This is a genomic window from Variovorax sp. GW821-FHT10C12 (assembly GCF_059415405.1).
On sequence record NZ_JBWKNE010000001.1, the window covers coordinates 746832 to 762807 of the forward strand.

The 15976-nt window shown below is 63.8% G+C and carries 26 protein-coding genes; 7 read left to right on the forward strand and 19 right to left on the reverse strand.

Going from position 1 to position 15976, the window contains the following annotated elements; genetic code table 11:
• Nucleotides 1-70: 70 nt before the first annotated feature.
• Nucleotides 71-1339, reverse strand: coding sequence for an SGNH/GDSL hydrolase family protein (locus AC07OH_RS03510; protein ID WP_495299604.1), 1269 nt, complete (start codon nucleotides 1337-1339; stop codon nucleotides 71-73).
• Nucleotides 1340-1449: 110 nt separating this feature from the next.
• Between AC07OH_RS03510 and AC07OH_RS03515 the strand changes: the two genes are divergently transcribed.
• The gene (locus AC07OH_RS03515; protein ID WP_495299605.1) at nucleotides 1450-2367 is read left to right on the forward strand and encodes a LysR family transcriptional regulator; all 918 of its coding nucleotides are present in this window, start codon (nucleotides 1450-1452) and stop codon (nucleotides 2365-2367) included.
• A 160-nt stretch (nucleotides 2368-2527) separates the two neighbouring features.
• A complete protein-coding gene (locus AC07OH_RS03520) occupies nucleotides 2528-2752 on the forward strand; it encodes a hypothetical protein (RefSeq protein WP_489057113.1) in 225 nt (74 codons plus the stop codon).
• A gap of 144 nt (nucleotides 2753-2896) precedes the next feature.
• On the opposite strand, the gene AC07OH_RS03525 is transcribed toward AC07OH_RS03520, so the two are convergent.
• From AC07OH_RS03525 to AC07OH_RS03610, 18 genes are all read right to left on the reverse strand, one after another.
• Nucleotides 2897-3196 carry a helix-turn-helix transcriptional regulator gene (locus AC07OH_RS03525; protein WP_495299606.1) on the reverse strand — a complete coding sequence of 100 codons (300 nt, stop codon included), beginning with the start codon at nucleotides 3194-3196 and terminating at the stop codon, nucleotides 2897-2899.
• Entirely contained in the window at nucleotides 3193-3675 is a 483-nt protein-coding gene (locus tag AC07OH_RS03530) for a hypothetical protein (protein WP_495299607.1), read from the reverse strand. The genes AC07OH_RS03525 and AC07OH_RS03530 overlap by 4 nt, the downstream gene beginning before the upstream one ends.
• A 3-nt stretch (nucleotides 3676-3678) precedes the next feature.
• Entirely contained in the window at nucleotides 3679-3993 is a 315-nt protein-coding gene (locus tag AC07OH_RS03535) for a hypothetical protein (RefSeq protein WP_495299608.1), read from the reverse strand.
• Nucleotides 3990-4319, reverse strand: a complete 330-nt coding sequence (locus tag AC07OH_RS03540) for a hypothetical protein (RefSeq protein WP_495299609.1) — start codon at nucleotides 4317-4319, stop codon at nucleotides 3990-3992. Before AC07OH_RS03540 ends, AC07OH_RS03535 begins: the two co-directional genes overlap by 4 nt.
• Complete coding sequence (locus tag AC07OH_RS03545) at nucleotides 4316-4663, reverse strand: hypothetical protein (RefSeq protein ID WP_495299610.1); 348 nt, start codon at nucleotides 4661-4663, stop codon at nucleotides 4316-4318. The genes AC07OH_RS03540 and AC07OH_RS03545 overlap by 4 nt, the downstream gene beginning before the upstream one ends.
• Nucleotides 4664-4917: 254 nt before the next feature.
• Nucleotides 4918-5313 carry a hypothetical protein gene (locus AC07OH_RS03550; protein WP_495299611.1) on the reverse strand — a complete coding sequence of 132 codons (396 nt, stop codon included), beginning with the start codon at nucleotides 5311-5313 and terminating at the stop codon, nucleotides 4918-4920.
• A complete protein-coding gene (locus AC07OH_RS03555) occupies nucleotides 5310-7064 on the reverse strand; it encodes a Lar family restriction alleviation protein (RefSeq protein ID WP_495299612.1) in 1755 nt (584 codons plus the stop codon). The genes AC07OH_RS03550 and AC07OH_RS03555 overlap by 4 nt, the downstream gene beginning before the upstream one ends.
• Before the next feature lie 8 nt (nucleotides 7065-7072).
• Entirely contained in the window at nucleotides 7073-7738 is a 666-nt protein-coding gene (locus tag AC07OH_RS03560; RefSeq protein ID WP_495299613.1) for a hypothetical protein, read from the reverse strand.
• Entirely contained in the window at nucleotides 7731-8579 is an 849-nt protein-coding gene (locus tag AC07OH_RS03565) for a hypothetical protein (RefSeq protein WP_495299614.1), read from the reverse strand. Before AC07OH_RS03565 ends, AC07OH_RS03560 begins: the two co-directional genes overlap by 8 nt.
• A complete protein-coding gene (locus AC07OH_RS03570) occupies nucleotides 8576-9784 on the reverse strand; it encodes a hypothetical protein (protein ID WP_495299615.1) in 1209 nt (402 codons plus the stop codon). Before AC07OH_RS03570 ends, AC07OH_RS03565 begins: the two co-directional genes overlap by 4 nt.
• A 2-nt stretch (nucleotides 9785-9786) precedes the next feature.
• Nucleotides 9787-9939: a hypothetical protein gene (locus AC07OH_RS03575; RefSeq protein WP_495299616.1), complete on the reverse strand. Its 153-nt coding sequence runs from the start codon at nucleotides 9937-9939 to the stop codon at nucleotides 9787-9789.
• A 2-nt stretch (nucleotides 9940-9941) separates the two neighbouring features.
• Nucleotides 9942-10175, reverse strand: coding sequence for a hypothetical protein (locus AC07OH_RS03580; RefSeq protein WP_495299617.1), 234 nt, complete (start codon nucleotides 10173-10175; stop codon nucleotides 9942-9944).
• Complete coding sequence (locus tag AC07OH_RS03585; protein ID WP_495299618.1) at nucleotides 10172-10480, reverse strand: hypothetical protein; 309 nt, start codon at nucleotides 10478-10480, stop codon at nucleotides 10172-10174. Before AC07OH_RS03585 ends, AC07OH_RS03580 begins: the two co-directional genes overlap by 4 nt.
• Complete coding sequence (locus AC07OH_RS03590; RefSeq protein WP_495299619.1) at nucleotides 10480-10623, reverse strand: hypothetical protein; 144 nt, start codon at nucleotides 10621-10623, stop codon at nucleotides 10480-10482. Before AC07OH_RS03590 ends, AC07OH_RS03585 begins: the two co-directional genes overlap by 1 nt.
• A gap of 496 nt (nucleotides 10624-11119) precedes the next feature.
• Nucleotides 11120-11959 carry a hypothetical protein gene (locus AC07OH_RS03595; protein ID WP_495299620.1) on the reverse strand — a complete coding sequence of 280 codons (840 nt, stop codon included), beginning with the start codon at nucleotides 11957-11959 and terminating at the stop codon, nucleotides 11120-11122.
• Complete coding sequence (locus AC07OH_RS03600) at nucleotides 11952-12467, reverse strand: hypothetical protein (RefSeq protein ID WP_495299621.1); 516 nt, start codon at nucleotides 12465-12467, stop codon at nucleotides 11952-11954. Before AC07OH_RS03600 ends, AC07OH_RS03595 begins: the two co-directional genes overlap by 8 nt.
• A gap of 361 nt (nucleotides 12468-12828) precedes the next feature.
• Complete coding sequence (locus AC07OH_RS03605; RefSeq protein ID WP_495299622.1) at nucleotides 12829-13389, reverse strand: hypothetical protein; 561 nt, start codon at nucleotides 13387-13389, stop codon at nucleotides 12829-12831.
• 11 nt (nucleotides 13390-13400) lie between these two features.
• Nucleotides 13401-14069 (reverse strand): S24 family peptidase, encoded by a 669-nt coding sequence (locus AC07OH_RS03610; protein ID WP_495299623.1) that lies wholly within the window; start codon nucleotides 14067-14069, stop codon nucleotides 13401-13403.
• A 73-nt stretch (nucleotides 14070-14142) separates the two neighbouring features.
• Between AC07OH_RS03610 and AC07OH_RS03615 the strand changes: the two genes are divergently transcribed.
• From AC07OH_RS03615 to AC07OH_RS03635, 5 genes are all read left to right on the forward strand, one after another.
• A complete protein-coding gene (locus AC07OH_RS03615; protein WP_495299624.1) occupies nucleotides 14143-14397 on the forward strand; it encodes a hypothetical protein in 255 nt (84 codons plus the stop codon).
• Between the two features lie 103 nt (nucleotides 14398-14500).
• Nucleotides 14501-14785 (forward strand): hypothetical protein, encoded by a 285-nt coding sequence (locus AC07OH_RS03620; RefSeq protein WP_495299625.1) that lies wholly within the window; start codon nucleotides 14501-14503, stop codon nucleotides 14783-14785.
• A gap of 161 nt (nucleotides 14786-14946) precedes the next feature.
• Nucleotides 14947-15432: a phage regulatory CII family protein gene (locus AC07OH_RS03625; protein ID WP_495299626.1), complete on the forward strand. Its 486-nt coding sequence runs from the start codon at nucleotides 14947-14949 to the stop codon at nucleotides 15430-15432.
• A gap of 38 nt (nucleotides 15433-15470) precedes the next feature.
• The gene (locus AC07OH_RS03630) at nucleotides 15471-15731 is read left to right on the forward strand and encodes a hypothetical protein (protein WP_495299627.1); all 261 of its coding nucleotides are present in this window, start codon (nucleotides 15471-15473) and stop codon (nucleotides 15729-15731) included.
• A 7-nt stretch (nucleotides 15732-15738) separates the two neighbouring features.
• Nucleotides 15739-15975: a hypothetical protein gene (locus tag AC07OH_RS03635; RefSeq protein WP_495299628.1), complete on the forward strand. Its 237-nt coding sequence runs from the start codon at nucleotides 15739-15741 to the stop codon at nucleotides 15973-15975.
• Nucleotide 15976 lies beyond the last annotated feature (1 nt).

Genomic DNA, 15976 nt, shown 5'->3' on the forward strand with positions numbered 1-15976 from the left:
CTCGAATGTTGTTCTTGGAGACGAGCCATTCTAAAGAAAAGACTGTATTTATGTACAGTATATTTGCAGTCTATCGAAGATCGTTGCCGAGCAAGGCGTCGAGGTCGATGGCCGCCGCCATCGCCCGGTAGCCGGCGTCGCCGGGATGCAGGTGGTCGCCCGAATCCATGGCGGCCTTCAGCCGCGCAGGCCGGGCCGGGTCGCGCAGCAGTGCGTCGACATCGACCACTGCATCGAAGGCGCCGCCTTCGCGGATCCAGCGGTTGACGGCCTGGCGCACGGTGTCTTTCTCGGGCGAGTGGTGGCCGGCCAGCGGCGTGCCTTCGAGTGCACGTTCGTTCGGCGGAATCGTCGCGCCCACGATGCGCACGTTGTGGGCATGGGCCATCTCGATCAGCTGGCGAAAGCCCTGGATCACGGTCTCGGCGCGCACCGCGGGTTCCTGCGGCGCGAAGGGGCCGCCGGGCCAGCCGATGTCGTTGGTGCCCAGCAGCACGATCATCGCGCGCACGCCGGGCTGCGCGAACACGTCGCGGGCCGCGCGTTCGAGCGCCGCGCGGCCCATGCCGTCCTTCAGCAACCGGCCGCCCGAGATGCCCGCGTTGAGCACGCCCACGCCGCGCGGCGCGAGCCGTTCGGCCAGCGCGTCGGGCCAGCGCGTGTGGGCGCCGGGCGTGGACCCGTTGCCGTCCGTGATCGAGTCGCCCAGCGCGACGACGGTGACGGGCGCTTGCGGCGTCTCGACGATCAGGCCGCTCACGTAGACGCGGGTGCTCCACGAGGTGGCGGCGGCCGGCAGCCGCGCGGCGGCGCTCAGGTCGCCGTCGGCGATGTACAGCGTCTGCCGCGCATCGAAGTGAAAGCCCGCGGGCTGGCTGGGTTCCGGCAGGTAGAGCGACACGGCCACCTCGCTCAGTGCGGGCAACGGCAGGTCGACCGGGTCGCTCACGAGGCGCGCGCCGGGCGGCAGCGTCACGTCGCTGCGGCCACCGAAGCGCAGCACGCGGTCGGAGCCTTCGACGACCGCCGAGCCGCTCGCATGGCGGGCCACGCGCGCGGCGCCGATGTGCAGCGGCGTGGTGCCGCCTTCGTTGCTGATCACCACGCGCAGCCGCGTGCCGCCAATGCTCAGGCGCGCCACCTGGCGCAGCGTCTGCCGCTCGAAGCGGGCGGGAATGCCCAGGGGCAGCACGAAGCTTTCGTCCCACAGCGGCTGGGTGGCGGCCATCCAGCTGGGGCTCCAGTGCGTGGGCGCTGCAACGGAGGCGGTGGCGGCGCCCGCGAGGGAAAGGGCGAGCGCGCCTTGGCGCAGGAGGGAAGTGAGTCGCGAAGCGGTCATGTGAATGTCCTCAGGTGAAAGAAGTGTCGATGGGCGAACTTTCTTCCATTCGAATCGCGAGGGGTAGAAGGCAGAATGGCATGCATAGCATTCCTGAATCGAATGACCCCATGGACACCCTTCGCGCACTCTCCGCCTTCGTGCACAGCGTCGAGCTCGGCAGCCTCTCGGGCGCGGCCCGCGCGCTCGACACCACGCAGCCCACCGTGAGCAAGCTGGTCGCGGGGCTGGAGCGATCGCTGGGCGTGCGGCTGCTGCGGCGCGCAGCCACCGGCCTGAGCCTCACGGAGGAGGGCCAGCGCTTTCACGAACGCGCGCGCCGCATGCTCGAGGACTACGGCGACGCCGTGGCCGATGCGCGCGCGCAGGTGCAGCAGCCGCGCGGCCTGTTGCGCGTGAGTGCGCCGGTCACGCTGGGGCAGCGGCATCTCAACGCGATGGCGGTCGAGTTCCTGCGGCTGTACCCCGACATCGAACTGGAGCTGGTGCTCGACGACCGCTTCGTCGATCCGCGCGAGGAGCGCATCGACGTCTCGCTGCGCGTTGGCGGCGCGCTGCCGCCCGACCTCGTCGCGCGCCACTTAGGAAGTTGGCCGCGCGTGCTCGTCGCCTCACCGGACTACCTGGCCGCACGCGGCAAGCCGCGCAAGCCGCAGGACCTGCTGGCGCACGACTACCTGCGTTATGCGTCGGGCGACGACGGCGTGCTGCTCACGGGCCCCGACGGCGCGGTGACCGTGCCGGTGCGCAGCCGCTACCGCGTCAACAACGCCGTGGCGTTGCTCGACAGCGTGCTGGCGGGCGCGGGCGTGTCGCTGCAACCCACGTGGATGGTCGCGGACCTGCTCGCGCAAGGGCGGCTGGTGCGCGTGCTCGCGCGGCACACGGGGCCCGCGCAGGAACTGCATCTGCTCTATGCGCCGCGCCGCCAGTTGCCGCTGCGCGTGCAAGTGCTGGTCGACTTTCTGGCGCAGCGTGTGGCGGCGCTGCCGGGGGCGGTGCGAGGGCGGGCGAACAGCGGTCGATGAACGCACCCCTGAGAGCACTTGGGCAGAACTGCGGTGCGTTGTCGTGCGAAAGTTCTCGCGCGGGCCGACCTGTCGAATTGGTTACAAAGCAACCCGTCCGCACTGCATTTCCGGGGTCACTACGACCTAGACTGCGCCTCGTTTCCTGAGGAGCTTTCCCATGCCCATGGATTTTCTGGAGCGCATCGAAGATGCGTCGTTCCCGATGGCCGTCCGCGACGAAGCCGACATCCACTGCGCGACCCTGCTGGTCGCCGCGCATCTCATCGAAGCCGTGCTGCCACCGGCCGCCAGCGGCGCGGGTGGGCGCGTCGCGGTCCTCCTGCTCATCACGCCGAAGGGGCGCGCCGCACTGCGGCTGCGACGGGACGAATTGCAGACCTGAGTCCAGACGGCGCTCAAGGGAACTGACGGTAGAATCCGCGCCTGCTGCGGGTGTAGTTCAATGGTAGAACCTCGCCCTCCAGTGAAAACACCGCTGCTTCACTGAAACCTACGCCAAAAGCTACGCCAGAGATTGTCGACCAATTCAGGCTGCCGCCGGCGCACCAGCACGACCATAGCCGCTGTTCTTGGGCGGCAGGAGGTCGGATTCCGGTCGATCGCGCCCCCAGTTCTCGAGGTCCTCGACAAGCCATGCCGTGCGCCCCGCGCTGAGCTTGCGGGGCTTGGGCAGATCGCCGCGCGAGACTAGGTTGTCCAGCGTGCTCTCCGAGATGGCCAGGAAGGCAGCCGCGTCAGGCCGCGCGAGATAGAGGGGGCGGATGTGGACTATCGGTGCAGCCGCTGGCTTCTTGGCCTTGGCCAGCGCTTCGGTGCTTGCGCTCATCCCATTTCTCCCCCATCGCGAGTCCGCCCGATCTCGGCGGCGGCTCTGGTGATTGCGCGTCGAGTGGCGGCCATGGGGTCGTCGCCGTACGGTTCCATCACGTAGACGATGCGCTGGTCTTTGGGGTAGCCGACGAACACCGTCCACTGCCCATCGTTGATGGAGTGGTAGACCTCCAGCCCAAGTTTTACAGCCAGCCGCAGCGCGTCGCCGTCGTCGGTGAGCGGGTTCCACCAATTTTTACTTCCATACCGACAAAGTAGCGCCCAGTGTGTGCCGTCTGGTGCTACGTCGCCCGTGATTTGCGACGTGAACAGCGGGGCGGACAGATGGAGCTGGCACACATCCTTTGGCGATTCGGCCTCTACGCAGAGAATGCCGTGCAGCTCCATGCGTGCCTTGTCGTCGGGTGAAAGCTGGCCGCGCGGGAACACGACGATCAGAGGTGCGGGCGCCTCGAAGGCTTCGGTGGTGGTCATGGATTACCCCTTCAGCACTTTGCCGCCAATGCCCTTGAGCAGCGCGGATAGGTCTTCGAGCTTGTCCTTGGGGATGCTACACAGCACGTTCGCGTGCGTCTGAGCGCGCTCCCATGCTCGGAAGTGGCGGATCAAGTCTTTGCCTTCGTGGTCGTTATCGTCGGCATAGACGACTCCGCAAGTGACCTCCACGACTGCGTCATCTTCGGGGTCGCCATCAAATGTCTCACCGTTGATCGACTCATCGTGATCGTCGTACCACTGGCCGTCAGGCCACGATGCGAGGTACGCTTTCCAGGTTGCTCCGTTGGTCTTCATTTCGTCCCTTCCTTCATTGCGCCCTCTGCTCGGGCCTGATCGATGGCGGCGCGGATCTCGTCGGCAGCGAGCATCACCACGCCTCTGTCGTTTGCCTTGGCCTGCTTTCTTGCGAACCGCCAAACGATCTCGTGCGCCTGATTCAATGCTGTGATCTTGGCGCTCTCGATCTCCGCGTCACGGGCCTTGAGGGCGGATTCGGCGTCGGAGAGGCGGACGAGAGCCACATCCCAAACGCCTTGAACGAAGGTCTCGTTGAGCATCCGCATGCGGGGCGTGTGCTCTTTGCCGGCCTTTGAGTAGGCCACGATGGGCAGGGTTGTCATGCAACCTCCAGTTGGAACTGATCGGCGTTGCCCCACTGCTCGGCCATGGCTTCGGCTATACCTTGTAGGGTGGTGCTGCGCTCCTTCCAGCGGTCCGGGCCTGGCGCAGCGTAATGAACTCGGCTGCGCAGCTTCATCGGGAGCGCGAGCATTTCCTGCTTCACGTCATTCGTCGCCCTGAGTCTGGGCAAGCCCTTGAGCCAAAGCCCGGTGGACTTCGTTTCCGGGTGGCCAAACATCCATGGCTGAACATACTGGTCGGCAGGGCGAATGCGTGTTCCGATAGCACCAGGCGGGTTCTCGATGGCGATGAGGGGGATCGGCGCATCCATCAACAGCTGCACGAAGTCCAGAGCCTCCTGTTGCTCAGCCTCTCGGCCTTTCCACCAGCGAGCGCCCGCGCGCGTGAGGTACGTGCAGGGCGGGTGCGCTACCATCAAATCCCATCCGCGTTCAAGCTCCTTTCGCACATCGCCCTCAACGTGGTACGACTGACTGCTATCCGAGGGCAGCAGGTCGCATGACCAGGCGTCGTGTCCCATTGCACGAAAGGCATCCCGGACGCGCCCGCTGTATTCACAAGCTACGAGCACTCGCATCACTCGCCTCCAATCCCGCCAGCAGGAGCGATGCCCGGGAAGGCTGAGCGCAGGTGTTTGCGCCACCAGTACAGGCCGCGTTCGCCGAGTGGACGGTCGCCGAATCCACATCCGTCTAGGTTGCCCAGGCCATAGAGAAACAGCAGCACTGCGATCTGCTCATCCGTCAGCGGCGCCCGCCCTGGCGCTGGTGATGCGGAGCGGGTGTTCCAGTCTTTGACCAGAAGCTCGCGCTGCTCATCGGTCTGAGCAACGTCGAACGGACGGCCAAGCAGCATGCAGTCCTCGTGATGATCGACATCAGCGTCAAGACGCCACCAGTCGCGGCCAACTGGTGCAATCGTCATCTGTGCACCGCAGAACGGGCACAGGGATAGCTTGGTGGCGCTTTTCATGCATCCCCCTCGGGGGGGCTCGCGCCCTTGAGTGCGGCGCTGAGCAGGGCCACTCCCTTCGGCAACACGTCGAAGCGTGAGCACTCCAGCAGCCCCATGTTCGCCCAGCGCAGAAGCGTCTCGTAGTCGGTAACCGTTTCGCCGCACTCCTCGAACTGATCGACAGTCATCTCGAACAGCTGCAACTCGTCCGCATCCAGCGCATCTCCCGCCCCTGCCTGAGTGGGGGCGGCGAGGGAATCAGCAGCGGCTTCACCATCAAGGCCCGCAAGCACGCGGAACTGCGTGGCGAAGTCGTAGGCCTGCCGTTCGGTGATGTGTTGCGCCTCGTCGTCCAGATCGTGGGAGAGGCGGACCACCGCATCCCAACGCTTCTCTCGTGCGGCTACCGCTTCTGTGGCGCCGAGCACGTAGCGCTCAGCGGTCTTCCAATCGTCTTCATCGAGGTGTGTTGCCAGCCAGTCGCCGAGTTGACGCAAGGGCTCCGGGGCACGGCAAATGATGTCGGCGAGGTACTTCTCCGCACCGTCTTCCCACGCCACCGCCTGCTGTGCTCCTGCCTGCACGGGCGCGGCGAGAAAACTGCGAGCCCGCGTTAGCACATCAGACCACGCGCTTTCGATGTAGCACCGATGTTCGGGCGCATTGTTCTGCTCGTCGTCGTAGATGTCGATCAGCGCGGCCAAGAGCGAATGGGCCGTTGCGGGCTTGCCGTTGATCGTTGCGGGCTGCACGGGCGCGGGCTGGGCGAGGGCGGCGAGCATCGCCGATTCGGCTGCAGCCACGTCGTCTTCGGTGACGGGCTTTTCACGGTCACGATTCCACGCTTCGTTCCATTCGGTTCGAACGTTGAACCAGTGGTTCGCAGCGCGCATCAGGTTGGAGGCATGCCCATACTTGGCTTCGAAGGCTTCACGCATTCGCTTGGCCGCAGGATGCTCGTTCTCATAGGCAGCATCCGCCGCGCTCGGTGCGGCCGGTGTCGCTGTGGCCTGCGTGCCGGCAAAGGCGACGATGGTTCGGATGCGGGAGAGTGGCGAGTCAGGCAGATCAACCTCGGACCATTCGTCCACGACAGCACGCACTTTGCGAATGACTCTCAGGTACTTCACCGCCCGCGAGCCCTCGCTGTCGGCCAGCGCCTTCGCTTCGGCAAGGGCGACCTCCATTGCCGCTGGTGCTGCCTCGGGTGAGGCGGCGAGCATGGCGCGAGCATTCCAAACGGAGACGGCCTCGGCACAGGTGGCGTAGGTTGCACGAGTGGTCGGATTTCCGTAGCAGTTCACCGTGCCGCACTTCACTACAAAATGCTGTCGCCACACCCCAGGCGTTCCTTCGGGCATTGCCGGCACCGCCCCGCAGAATGGGCACCGTGCGGGTGCTCCGTCCGGAAGGCAGTCGGCGAACTCTGGGCGCTCTGCCAACTGGCCTGCGAAGACATCCGCCGTCAATCCAATGCGCTTGGCCTCCTCGAAGAACTGGTCGAGAGTCATCGGCGCTTGCTCTGCCGCCACTACCTGCTCGGGCGCTACGGGGGAGGTGAGGGCGGCGGAAAGATCCGCAGCGATTTTTTCCGCGATGACCTCGCATTCGGCGATGCTTAGGCGACGGTCGTTGCCATCGAAGCCGGGCTGAACCTGCGCGGACCAAAGATTCGAGGGGATGTGACGGTCGTTGAGCACGTAGAGCGTCGATCCAACAACCTGGATGTTCGCGGTCAGTTCGAGCGCTCTGCTGTCTGTGGGGGGCATGGTGGGCCTCAGGCAGCTTGAAGAAGTTCGGCGACCGAATGCGAGCGGTCGAACTCAGCGATCACCTCGGCCATGTAGGCGCGGGCGTGCATCACCTTCTGGAACATCGCGGCTTCCTTGTCCAGGTCGCGCGTGACGGTCCACGAGGTCAGGCGCATGTTCTCGGGGATGTGCCCGACGACGTGCATGGCCAGCGGCTCGAAGCCGATCAGCTTCTCGGGCGTGTCGACGAGGCAGTAATTCACCTCCCACTCGTCGGCGTTCCAGAGCGCCATGTAGCCGCGCATCTGCCACTCGTAGAGCTTGTCTTCGCAGTCCACAGTGGCGATCGGGAAGGTCGCGATTGACCACGACGATTTCGTGTCATGACCACGGCGCGCCGGCGCATCGAACAGGTCGCACTCGCCGGTCAGGAAGTCATTCGAGCGGCGCTCGGTGTTCTTCGTCAGCGCCAGGCCTCGGACGCGGTTCAGCAGGTCGATGGAGTCCTGCTCGACCAGGATGCCCTTTTCCATCTGCTTGCTCGACACCTCGAAGTCGACGCCGAAAATCTCCTGCGCGGCGAGCTCGCGGATGTAGGTCTTGGCGCCCACGGACAGCGGGCCCTCCTTCTGCGTCTTGGGCTCAGTCATCAGCTTGCCGATGGAAGAGCAGCGAAATTTGAAGTCACGCATGGGCGGCCTCTTTGTGTTCGTGGGTCTGGGGTTGTGCCGAGCTCTTGAGCACGGCGCCGCGGGTCTGCACGGCCTTGGCAAAGGCGGAGTAGCCGTCCTTGTCTCGAGCGGCCTGGAAGACTTTCACGCCCTCCTGCATGACCTTGCGCAACTCGCCCTCATTCGTTGCGCCGGCGGCCTTGGCGGACCATTCGTCGCGGACCAGTTGCATCTGTCCTTCGCGCTCGTCTTCGGCGAGGTGGCGGACCAGCTCGGCATCGAGGTCTTCGAGATCCTGGCTGAACATGTCCGATGCAGCGGTGACGTTCAGGACCATCGCGATCTTGGCGCGCTTGCAGGCCATCTTCAGGACGGTGTTCGCAAGGTCGGCCGGCTCGGTGCGGATCTGCTCGACGGTGTAGTGGCCGCCTTGCTTGCGTCCGTACTTCACGCGGCGCATCTCTGGGGAGGTGGCCTCGAATTCCTCTTTGCAGACCGCCTTGCGCCAGCGGTACTTCTCTTCATCGGTCGAGCATTCGCCCAGGCCCGAGCCGAGGATTTCGCCGGTTTGCTGGTGCTCGGCAATGCAAGTGACGCGGTAACGGATGGACCCGGCCGCCGACAGGTCGGTGACTTGGTACTTGTCGGCGATGCGGAACGTCATGCAAAGCACTTCTGCGCCCGACTTCAGTAGCGTGGGCTTGTCGCCCGCTCCGGGAATCGTTCCGTAGTGCACGTTCGACTTCATGACCGACTTCATGACCTCCTGCACGGTCTTGGCGTGCGAGAGGACCACGGCTGCAGGGTTAACGCTGGCGGCAGACACCATGCCGCCGCGAGGCATTTCGATCAGGTCGTTCATGCTGCCTCTCCTTCGGCGATGGCGGCGCGGGCTTCGATGAATTCGGCGGTTTCCCGATCGGCAACGCGCACGACGCCCTTCAGTGCAGCCAGAAGGCGGGGGCCGGCTTTCTGTGCAGCGGCGAGCTTTGCGGCCGCCTCGGCGTCGGTCTTGCGCTTCTTTTCGGCGGCTGCAGCTTCTGCGGCCATCTCATCCATGACTCGCTTGTGTTCGGCTGCGCGGGCTTCTTCGTTGACTCGGCGGGCCTCGGCTGCTTCATCGTCCAGGCGCTTGCGTTCTGCTGCGGCCTCGGCATCGATGCGAGTTTGTTCGGCTTGCCGTGAGGCGCGCTGCTCGGCTTCCAGTGCCGCGCGGGCGTCGGCGATGCGCTTGTCTTCGGCGGCACGCGCTTCGCGGGCCAGTCGGTCTTCTTCGTCGCGGCGGGCGCGATCGGCATCCTCGCGCTTCTTGGCTTCGGCTCGGGCAGCGGCCTGCTCCTTCTCGAAGGCGGCGCGTTCGGCGGCCAGCTTTTCGGCCTGCGCCTTCTGCTCGGCAGCGGCACGGGCGCGCTCAGAGGCTTCGCGTGCTTCCTGCTCGGCACGCAGGCGAACCAACTCCTCGCGCTCGGCCTTCATTCGGGCCTGCTCGGCTTCGTGTTCCTGCACCTGGTCGAGGATCAGGTCGAGGCGATCCAGCGTCTGTTGCTTGGCCTGTGCAGCTTCGCCGGCACAGTCGCCGAACTCGTCGAGGGTGATCTCGATGGAGCGCAGGCCGTCGATCAGTGCCTGAATCCCTGCAGAGGGGAGGCCGGTCGCGGTCACGGCGATGTGGCGGAAACTGTCGATACGTTCGCGGATCACTGCGAGAGCCTTGCGCTCGGCCTCTTCGCGCGCCGCCTTCTCGGCCGCCTTGCGTGCTTCCTCGGCCTTGATCTGCGCGTCGATAGGCTGCTCAAGCTCGAGCAGCTCGGCGGTCAGCGCCTTGGCCTCGGCGTCGATCAACCGCGAGCGCTCCAGCGCCGGCGCCTTGAGCTCGACGCGCTTGGCTTCCAGCGCCGTGCGCAGGCTGCGGACCTCGGCGCGGTCCTTCTTGGCAATGTCCATGCCCTTGCCGGTGGACAGGTCATAGACCACGTCAGCCATGCGGGCGCGCAGGTCTGCCAGCGCGGCAGCCGTAGGGGAGTATTCGGCGATGGCCAGAGTCGGCCGCTCAAGAACTTCGGTCATGCTCAACCTCTGATGAAATGAATAGCCGCGGCAGCAATGCAAGACACGGCAAAGATGGCAGCAGCAAGGCCGCTGATAGCGGTGGAAAGGGGAGTGCGGGGCAGCTCGTCGGCTGCGTCGGCAGAATCCCCGATGGGGCTGTGGATGATGTTCACGGTCACTTCTTGTTCGCCGCGATGGCGGTGGTTTGGGGCGCCGCCTGAGGCGCGGTTGGCGCGTCATCGAACTTGATGACGACGAAGATGGCGATCACGAACGCGATGTAGAGCGCGAAGTCGGCAGCAGTGGGGCCGTCGCGGTCATCGGGCATGGGCTCGATCTCGCACTGGCTCGAGCGGTTGTAGGGGCCGAAGGCCTCATCGGTGGTGCGCGGGTAGCGACGGGTGTTCATGCGACACCTCCGACGGGCGGCTGCGGAATGTCGAATCCCTCGGGCATGTACTCGCGCCAAATCGCACCATCGGGGTCCAATTCGGTCTGCAGAACCTGCAGCGCCGCAAAGTGCCGAGCGCCATGGTTGTGATGCTCCGAGCGGTCGGCCATCCGATAGCCCCACTCGGTGCGCGTGGTGGCCGCCAGCTTGGCGCGGTACGCACGCACCCGCTCGTCGTGCTCGGCAGCGGGTCGGCCGACGATGGCCAGGCGAACCTTGGGGAACGGACGCACGGCCACGTCGGAGAAGTTCGGCGCGAGCATCAAGACACCTCGAGCGACAGTTCGTCGCCAGCCAGGCATTCCGCAACGAAAGCCATTGCAGCCTCGTCATCCGGATGCTCGGTAACCGTGACTTCACACTCTTCCTGGAAGAGCTGCGAGTCAATCAGCAGCAGAGAGTCCATGTTCTTCACTCCAAGAGGCAGCGGGGTGCTGCGTTGGGATGAAATGTACCGAGAACGGTATGAAATGGCAACCGAAATCGGTATGCTGCATCGATGAATTATTTGCTCACATCCGTATTCGGTATTAGTTTCACGCTATCGATTCGGCGTCGAGCAGCAGAGGCGCGCGCCTCGTCTTGCGCGCGCCATGGTCTGCGCGCACAGTGCGCCGATGGTTCACCCCATCATTCAGCTATTTGAGGAGCGGGCCGGTCTGCTCGACATGCTGCGAAGTAGGGCAGGCCTAGACGACGCCATTGCCAACTTGGCGGCCTGGATGGAACTCGCCCGCGATCACCTCACAGAAGACGACTGGGCGGTCCTGGGGGAGGTTGGAGCTGTGCTGTACCGGGAGGGGGCGGGTAGGCGGCGCCTGTGAGGAAACACTCGCTGGGCGCCTGCAACTCTTGCATCGCCAGCGTGGCAGCTCGGCGAAGGTTCCCAACTTGGTTGAACCTCACGCTCTACTCAAAAGAGCCTGGGCACCTTCTTCAGCGGTGTGAACTGGGAGCAGGCGAATGTCTGAGGCGTCCGCCTCTCGCGTGATCTCCAAGGTGTTTTCCTTGATTTGAGTGCGTTGGCGATCTCCAAGCGTCGCGTCGTCAAGTCGAGGAACTGCAGTGATCAAAGCGGCTGAACCAATGCCCGTCATTTCCACAACTCGTGCAAGTTCCCAGAGTCGCGCGCGCGCATCGCGCACACTTGCGCTTTGACGTGCAGGGTGCAGCACGCTGAAATGCGCTACTAGCACCGACGACAGGTAGCCAAAGCGTACAACCTGCCCGCCGTTGATCAAAGGACCGCCTCGCCCGAAGTTCGATGCCAATTCTGGCCGTCGGGCAGTGACGATCTCTTTAACTTCAGTGCTGAACCGGCGATTCACCTCTTCGGGCAGCGGAGCGTCAGATTCTTCAGAGGAATCGAGCTTGTCTAAATTTGCGAGGGATGAGTACAGAAGTGCTGCAACCCTCAGTAAGTCGCTGATGCTTGTTGCTGAAGTGGCGCGAACATCGCCTGGATGCAAGCCGAGAAATGGACTGGCGGCGGCTGCAATGCCGGCGGTGCGCGCCGCAGTCGCCAGCATGAGCAGGCCTGTATCCAGCAGCTTTTTCACGCCTGCACTTGACTGCGGTCCGTACAGACTATCCAGTACGTCGTCTCGCAAGATCCGCGAGTGTCCGACTTCACCGTTGAACTGATAAATGACGCCGGCCATGATGCGCTCGCCTGTGCCGCTGACCGGCTCCCAGAACACTGGGCGCCACGGATGCGTGGTCAAAGCAAGGGCGTCAGTCATGGTTTGATAATAGGTCGTTTGGTGCCGGAAAGCGACTGAGGATTCGATTGCCGAGCACGGCCATTCGATTTGCCACAAACGCCGCAAGGTGCGGCGCATCGACTGCAGTGCTTGCCTCTGTAACGCGGTCGCGCGGCAGGGAGAACCACGTTGCAAGTGCGGATGCGGACATGGCCTCATGCGCGCCGACGGCGCAAGCCATCAAAGCCAACTTGTTTTGGTCCACGTCGTTGGGGAAGAGGCCCAATGCACGCTCGTGGTCAATCCAAGCTGCTTCAGTACCATCCCATAGTATGTTGCCGAGATTCCGGTCTCGATTGTCGATGGCCTCGTCAGCTACGATGGCTAACGGCGTCTGCGTTAGATTTACCACGATGCCACAAGCCAGGGCGGTCATCTGATTTTTCAGTTCACCCTCAGGCAGCGATCCTATGCCTAGGCGTTGCTTGAGACTTGGGTACGCGGCATCAGCGCTGCCGAAGCTAACGGTATTGGATTCTTGGACCAAAAATGGCTCAGGAACATTGAGCCCCCAACCACGTAGCAGTAGCGCGCTGAAGGCCTCAGCCACAACTGAGGCTAGTGGCAGGCGCTTAAGAATTGCAGCCCTCAAAGCGCCATCTCCGAGTTGGAGCACGCACCGCATTGCATCGGTAACGCCGTCTCCTGCCGGAGTCTCACTTCCCACTACTACGGTGGCAGTCTGTATTTGCATCGGAGCTTCTCCAGGGCAGGGTGGTTTCGCAAATTCTTGTTTGTCGCTTGGCTAACCTCGATCACTGCAAGGCCGCCTTCGCGCAATGGGCACTCCCACTTGTCCCGCCGGAAACCTCTTCAGGGCGAGGAGGGCGGCATTTGCTCAACAGGCGTCAGAGCTTCGATGCCTCGGCCTTGGCGTCATTGACGTCGTCTTGAATCTTCTTTTGGCCAAGTGGACGGTACGAGAACGCGACTCGAGAGCGGTCGATCCGGCCGGCTCGTTCCGAGAGCAATATGAGGACTCTAGGCCCCTCCCATATGCTTTCCTCCGAGTCGAGCACTGCTCCGCTATTTGCTGTTACGGTTGCAGCCGACACCCGGTGAGGCTGACCGTATCGTTGGGTGAGGATCTCCTTGAGCCGTCGATAGCTTTCGTCGTGGCGGACGGCCAAGCTAATGAGCTGCACGCGGTCATCGACGAAGCGAACATTGCCGCCGCCCAAGATGAAATTCAGAGGCAGTCCCCACAACGTGCCAATCGATGGGTCCGAGGTGCTTACCTCTAGGCAGGGCGCCGTAGCTTGAAGCGCTGCATCGCCTGGCGGGCAACGCGGGATCGCATCCCTTCGGCCGCCGAGTTCAACTCCCATTACTGAAGTCGGCTCCGAGGCCCACTGGGCGTTGGCGATCGCACTGATGGCCAAGAGCCCCGCGCCAATGAAGGTTCGCATCGATATTCTCCTTAGAGCTCGGCGCCCATCCACACAGCGCGCCCAATGACCTCAAAGTCCTCGGCGCGCTGGTAGATGACGTTCTTCGGCCTGAAGTCAGAGTTCTCTGCTGTGGCGATGATTCCGGCCCCTTCAAGGCGACTGAGGCGCTTGATGAGCAACTCGCCATCGACACGGAAAGCGAAGAAATCGCCATTCAGGTTGTCGCGGTCGGAGTTGTTCACGAGCACGACCGCGCCAGGCAGGATCTTGGGGTAGTTGCTTTCCCCGACAGCGTCGACCACGACGCCCTTGCCTGGCGGGATGCCGAGCTTTCGAAGGAAGTCGGCCCGGAACGAGAGGGGCGGCCTCCCGTCTTCTTGGTAGACGATTTGCCCGTGGCCGTTGGAGAACTTGACGTCGACGCGCTGAATCTCGACGAACTCCGTCTCTTCTGCCTCGCCACGTAGCAACTCATCGAGCTGCAGACCGGCATACGACGCCAACTTCTTGATCGAGTCGATCCGCACGCCGGTGTCGCCCTTGGAGAGCCGCTGGAGGGTGCCTTGGCCGATGTCGTACCCAGCCTCCTTCATATCGACGCGCAGGCGGTCGATTGACCGGCCGTTGGCGATCCGCTTGAAGTGCTCGGCCAGCGACAGGTAGCCCTTCTTCGGGGTGGCCGCGGGAGTTTTTGACATGGGCGGATTCTTGCGCTTGTCATACCGTTGTCGGTATGCAATACTTGGACCGAAATCGGTATGAAAGAGGCCCATGTCCCCCATTGAACCCATCACTGAATTCCTCAAGCGCCGCCTGCGCGACGCTGGCCCAGCCAGGTTTGACGCGATTGCGGCGGCAGCGGGCGTCACTCCCAGCTTCATCCGCAAGTTCGTCTACGGCTCACGGGAGAACCCGCGAGTTCAAACGATTCAGCCGCTGGTCGACTACTTCGTAGAGGTGGACCGTGGCGAGCGTGACCTCCCAGTGTTCGCCGAACCCAAGGCCGCCATCGGGGAGGGCGCCTAAGCCATGGCCTCCATCCCCATGTGGCTCCAGATTCCGTTCGTGCTCATCGGCGCGGCCGCGCTCTCCGGCGCTGCACTCGCGGTGCTTTCGAAAGAGGACTGACATGCATCAGCCCTCAGCCCTCATCACCCAACTGCGCACCGCGCTTGGCTTCGAACGCGAGCCAGTGGATCTTGATGACGGCGGCCTCGCCTTCGTCGGATTCGTGCGTTTCGCGTGTGGCGATTCCGATGAAGCCCACGCCCTGCAAGCGTGCTGGTTCAACGCGAGCGGAAACGCTCCACGTCACGACACGCCCGCCACTTCTGCGGAGTGTGGCCAGTACATCGATTGGCTGATTCAGACCCATTGGGGCGAGGCGGGCGTTTCGGCCGCCACGGTTCACTGAGCTTGCGGCCATCACCTCCACGAGCGAAGCCATGAGCACGTCTGCATCTACCTCTACCGGTGTTGCTGACCAGTGCGCTTCGCTGATTTGTTTCGTTTGCATGCACGCAGTCTCGGATTTCTCGCTGCGCTGCAACACATCCATCTAAGGACCGAACGGATATGAACACCGCTGATGCACTGAAGCTCATGGTCAAGACCTTTCCCGGTGGCGTCGACACCGTGGCCGGTCGCATCGGCAAGAACTCCGAGACGCTGCGCAAAGAACTGTCGGGCACCGACCCGAAGTTCAAGCTCGGCGAGGGCACTGCCCAGCTGATCTCTGACCTGTGCGTCGAGAGCAAGTCGCCGAACTGCATGGCTTACGTCAATGCGGTGAACGCCAGCAGCGGCGGCTTCGTGCGTCTTCCCGTGCTGGAGGCGCCGCCTGCCGTGAACCTGCACAAGGGCCTCGCCGAGATCGTGCAGGAGATGTCGCACGTCGTTACCGCCGTGACCGAGAGCGATGCCGACGACGTGATCTCCGACAACGACCTGCAGCGCAGCCTGCGCGAGATGGAAGAGGCCCGCAGCGCGATCCAGGCGCTCGAGCAGGCCGTGCGCAGCAAGCACGCGGCCGGCAAGCGCAACCACCTGAGGGCTGCGTGACTGCAGCCACATGAGTACCACCACACGGAGAACACACCATGGCTAAAAGTCTTTTCGCTCCCTTCAACGCGTCCGCCGTCTACGGCATGTTCGGCTACTCCGGCTTCTGCTGCGATTCGGCAATCAACACAGACAACCCCGACATGGCTGAAGAGTGCTGGCGTCGTGGCTGGATGGACGGCGACACGCAGACGCTGCTGGGGACCGTGATGCAAAAGTGCGAAGCCAAAGCGCCCAAGGTTGCCGAGCGGCTGCGCGCACTGGGACCGACGCAAGTTGAACCCGAAATGGTGGGCTAGCAACCCGATGACCCCCGCACTCACCGACGAAATGGTTGCCGGCATGGACGACACCGCCGACTTCATGCACGCGAAGCCGGCCTTCGCTTTCGCGCCCTCAGGCATCAAGCACGAGCGCGCCCCCAAGGTCGTCCGCATCAAGGGCCTGCAGTCGATCCACCGCCACGGCATCCCCATCACAGGCCGCGCGCAGGGCGAGGTGGACATGCACCGTCGTGACGCTATTCGCCGAGGGGGCATCTAGC

Coding starts and splice junctions, on each gene's coding strand:
- AC07OH_RS03510 (WP_495299604.1), bottom strand. CDS start 1,339: ATGACCGCTTCGCGACTCACTTCCCTCCTGCGCCAAGGCGCGCTCGCC.
- AC07OH_RS03515 (WP_495299605.1), top strand. CDS start 1,450: ATGGACACCCTTCGCGCACTCTCCGCCTTCGTGCACAGCGTCGAGCTC.
- AC07OH_RS03520 (WP_489057113.1), top strand. CDS start 2,528: ATGCCCATGGATTTTCTGGAGCGCATCGAAGATGCGTCGTTCCCGATG.
- AC07OH_RS03525 (WP_495299606.1), bottom strand. CDS start 3,196: ATGAGCGCAAGCACCGAAGCGCTGGCCAAGGCCAAGAAGCCAGCGGCT.
- AC07OH_RS03530 (WP_495299607.1), bottom strand. CDS start 3,675: ATGACCACCACCGAAGCCTTCGAGGCGCCCGCACCTCTGATCGTCGTG.
- AC07OH_RS03535 (WP_495299608.1), bottom strand. CDS start 3,993: ATGAAGACCAACGGAGCAACCTGGAAAGCGTACCTCGCATCGTGGCCT.
- AC07OH_RS03540 (WP_495299609.1), bottom strand. CDS start 4,319: ATGACAACCCTGCCCATCGTGGCCTACTCAAAGGCCGGCAAAGAGCAC.
- AC07OH_RS03550 (WP_495299611.1), bottom strand. CDS start 5,313: ATGAAAAGCGCCACCAAGCTATCCCTGTGCCCGTTCTGCGGTGCACAG.
- AC07OH_RS03555 (WP_495299612.1), bottom strand. CDS start 7,064: ATGCCCCCCACAGACAGCAGAGCGCTCGAACTGACCGCGAACATCCAG.
- AC07OH_RS03560 (WP_495299613.1), bottom strand. CDS start 7,738: ATGCGTGACTTCAAATTTCGCTGCTCTTCCATCGGCAAGCTGATGACT.
- AC07OH_RS03565 (WP_495299614.1), bottom strand. CDS start 8,579: ATGAACGACCTGATCGAAATGCCTCGCGGCGGCATGGTGTCTGCCGCC.
- AC07OH_RS03570 (WP_495299615.1), bottom strand. CDS start 9,784: ATGACCGAAGTTCTTGAGCGGCCGACTCTGGCCATCGCCGAATACTCC.
- AC07OH_RS03580 (WP_495299617.1), bottom strand. CDS start 10,175: ATGAACACCCGTCGCTACCCGCGCACCACCGATGAGGCCTTCGGCCCC.
- AC07OH_RS03585 (WP_495299618.1), bottom strand. CDS start 10,480: ATGCTCGCGCCGAACTTCTCCGACGTGGCCGTGCGTCCGTTCCCCAAG.
- AC07OH_RS03590 (WP_495299619.1), bottom strand. CDS start 10,623: ATGGACTCTCTGCTGCTGATTGACTCGCAGCTCTTCCAGGAAGAGTGT.
- AC07OH_RS03595 (WP_495299620.1), bottom strand. CDS start 11,959: ATGACTGACGCCCTTGCTTTGACCACGCATCCGTGGCGCCCAGTGTTC.
- AC07OH_RS03605 (WP_495299622.1), bottom strand. CDS start 13,389: ATGCGAACCTTCATTGGCGCGGGGCTCTTGGCCATCAGTGCGATCGCC.
- AC07OH_RS03610 (WP_495299623.1), bottom strand. CDS start 14,069: ATGTCAAAAACTCCCGCGGCCACCCCGAAGAAGGGCTACCTGTCGCTG.
- AC07OH_RS03615 (WP_495299624.1), top strand. CDS start 14,143: ATGTCCCCCATTGAACCCATCACTGAATTCCTCAAGCGCCGCCTGCGC.
- AC07OH_RS03620 (WP_495299625.1), top strand. CDS start 14,501: ATGCATCAGCCCTCAGCCCTCATCACCCAACTGCGCACCGCGCTTGGC.
- AC07OH_RS03625 (WP_495299626.1), top strand. CDS start 14,947: ATGAACACCGCTGATGCACTGAAGCTCATGGTCAAGACCTTTCCCGGT.
- AC07OH_RS03630 (WP_495299627.1), top strand. CDS start 15,471: ATGGCTAAAAGTCTTTTCGCTCCCTTCAACGCGTCCGCCGTCTACGGC.
- AC07OH_RS03635 (WP_495299628.1), top strand. CDS start 15,739: ATGACCCCCGCACTCACCGACGAAATGGTTGCCGGCATGGACGACACC.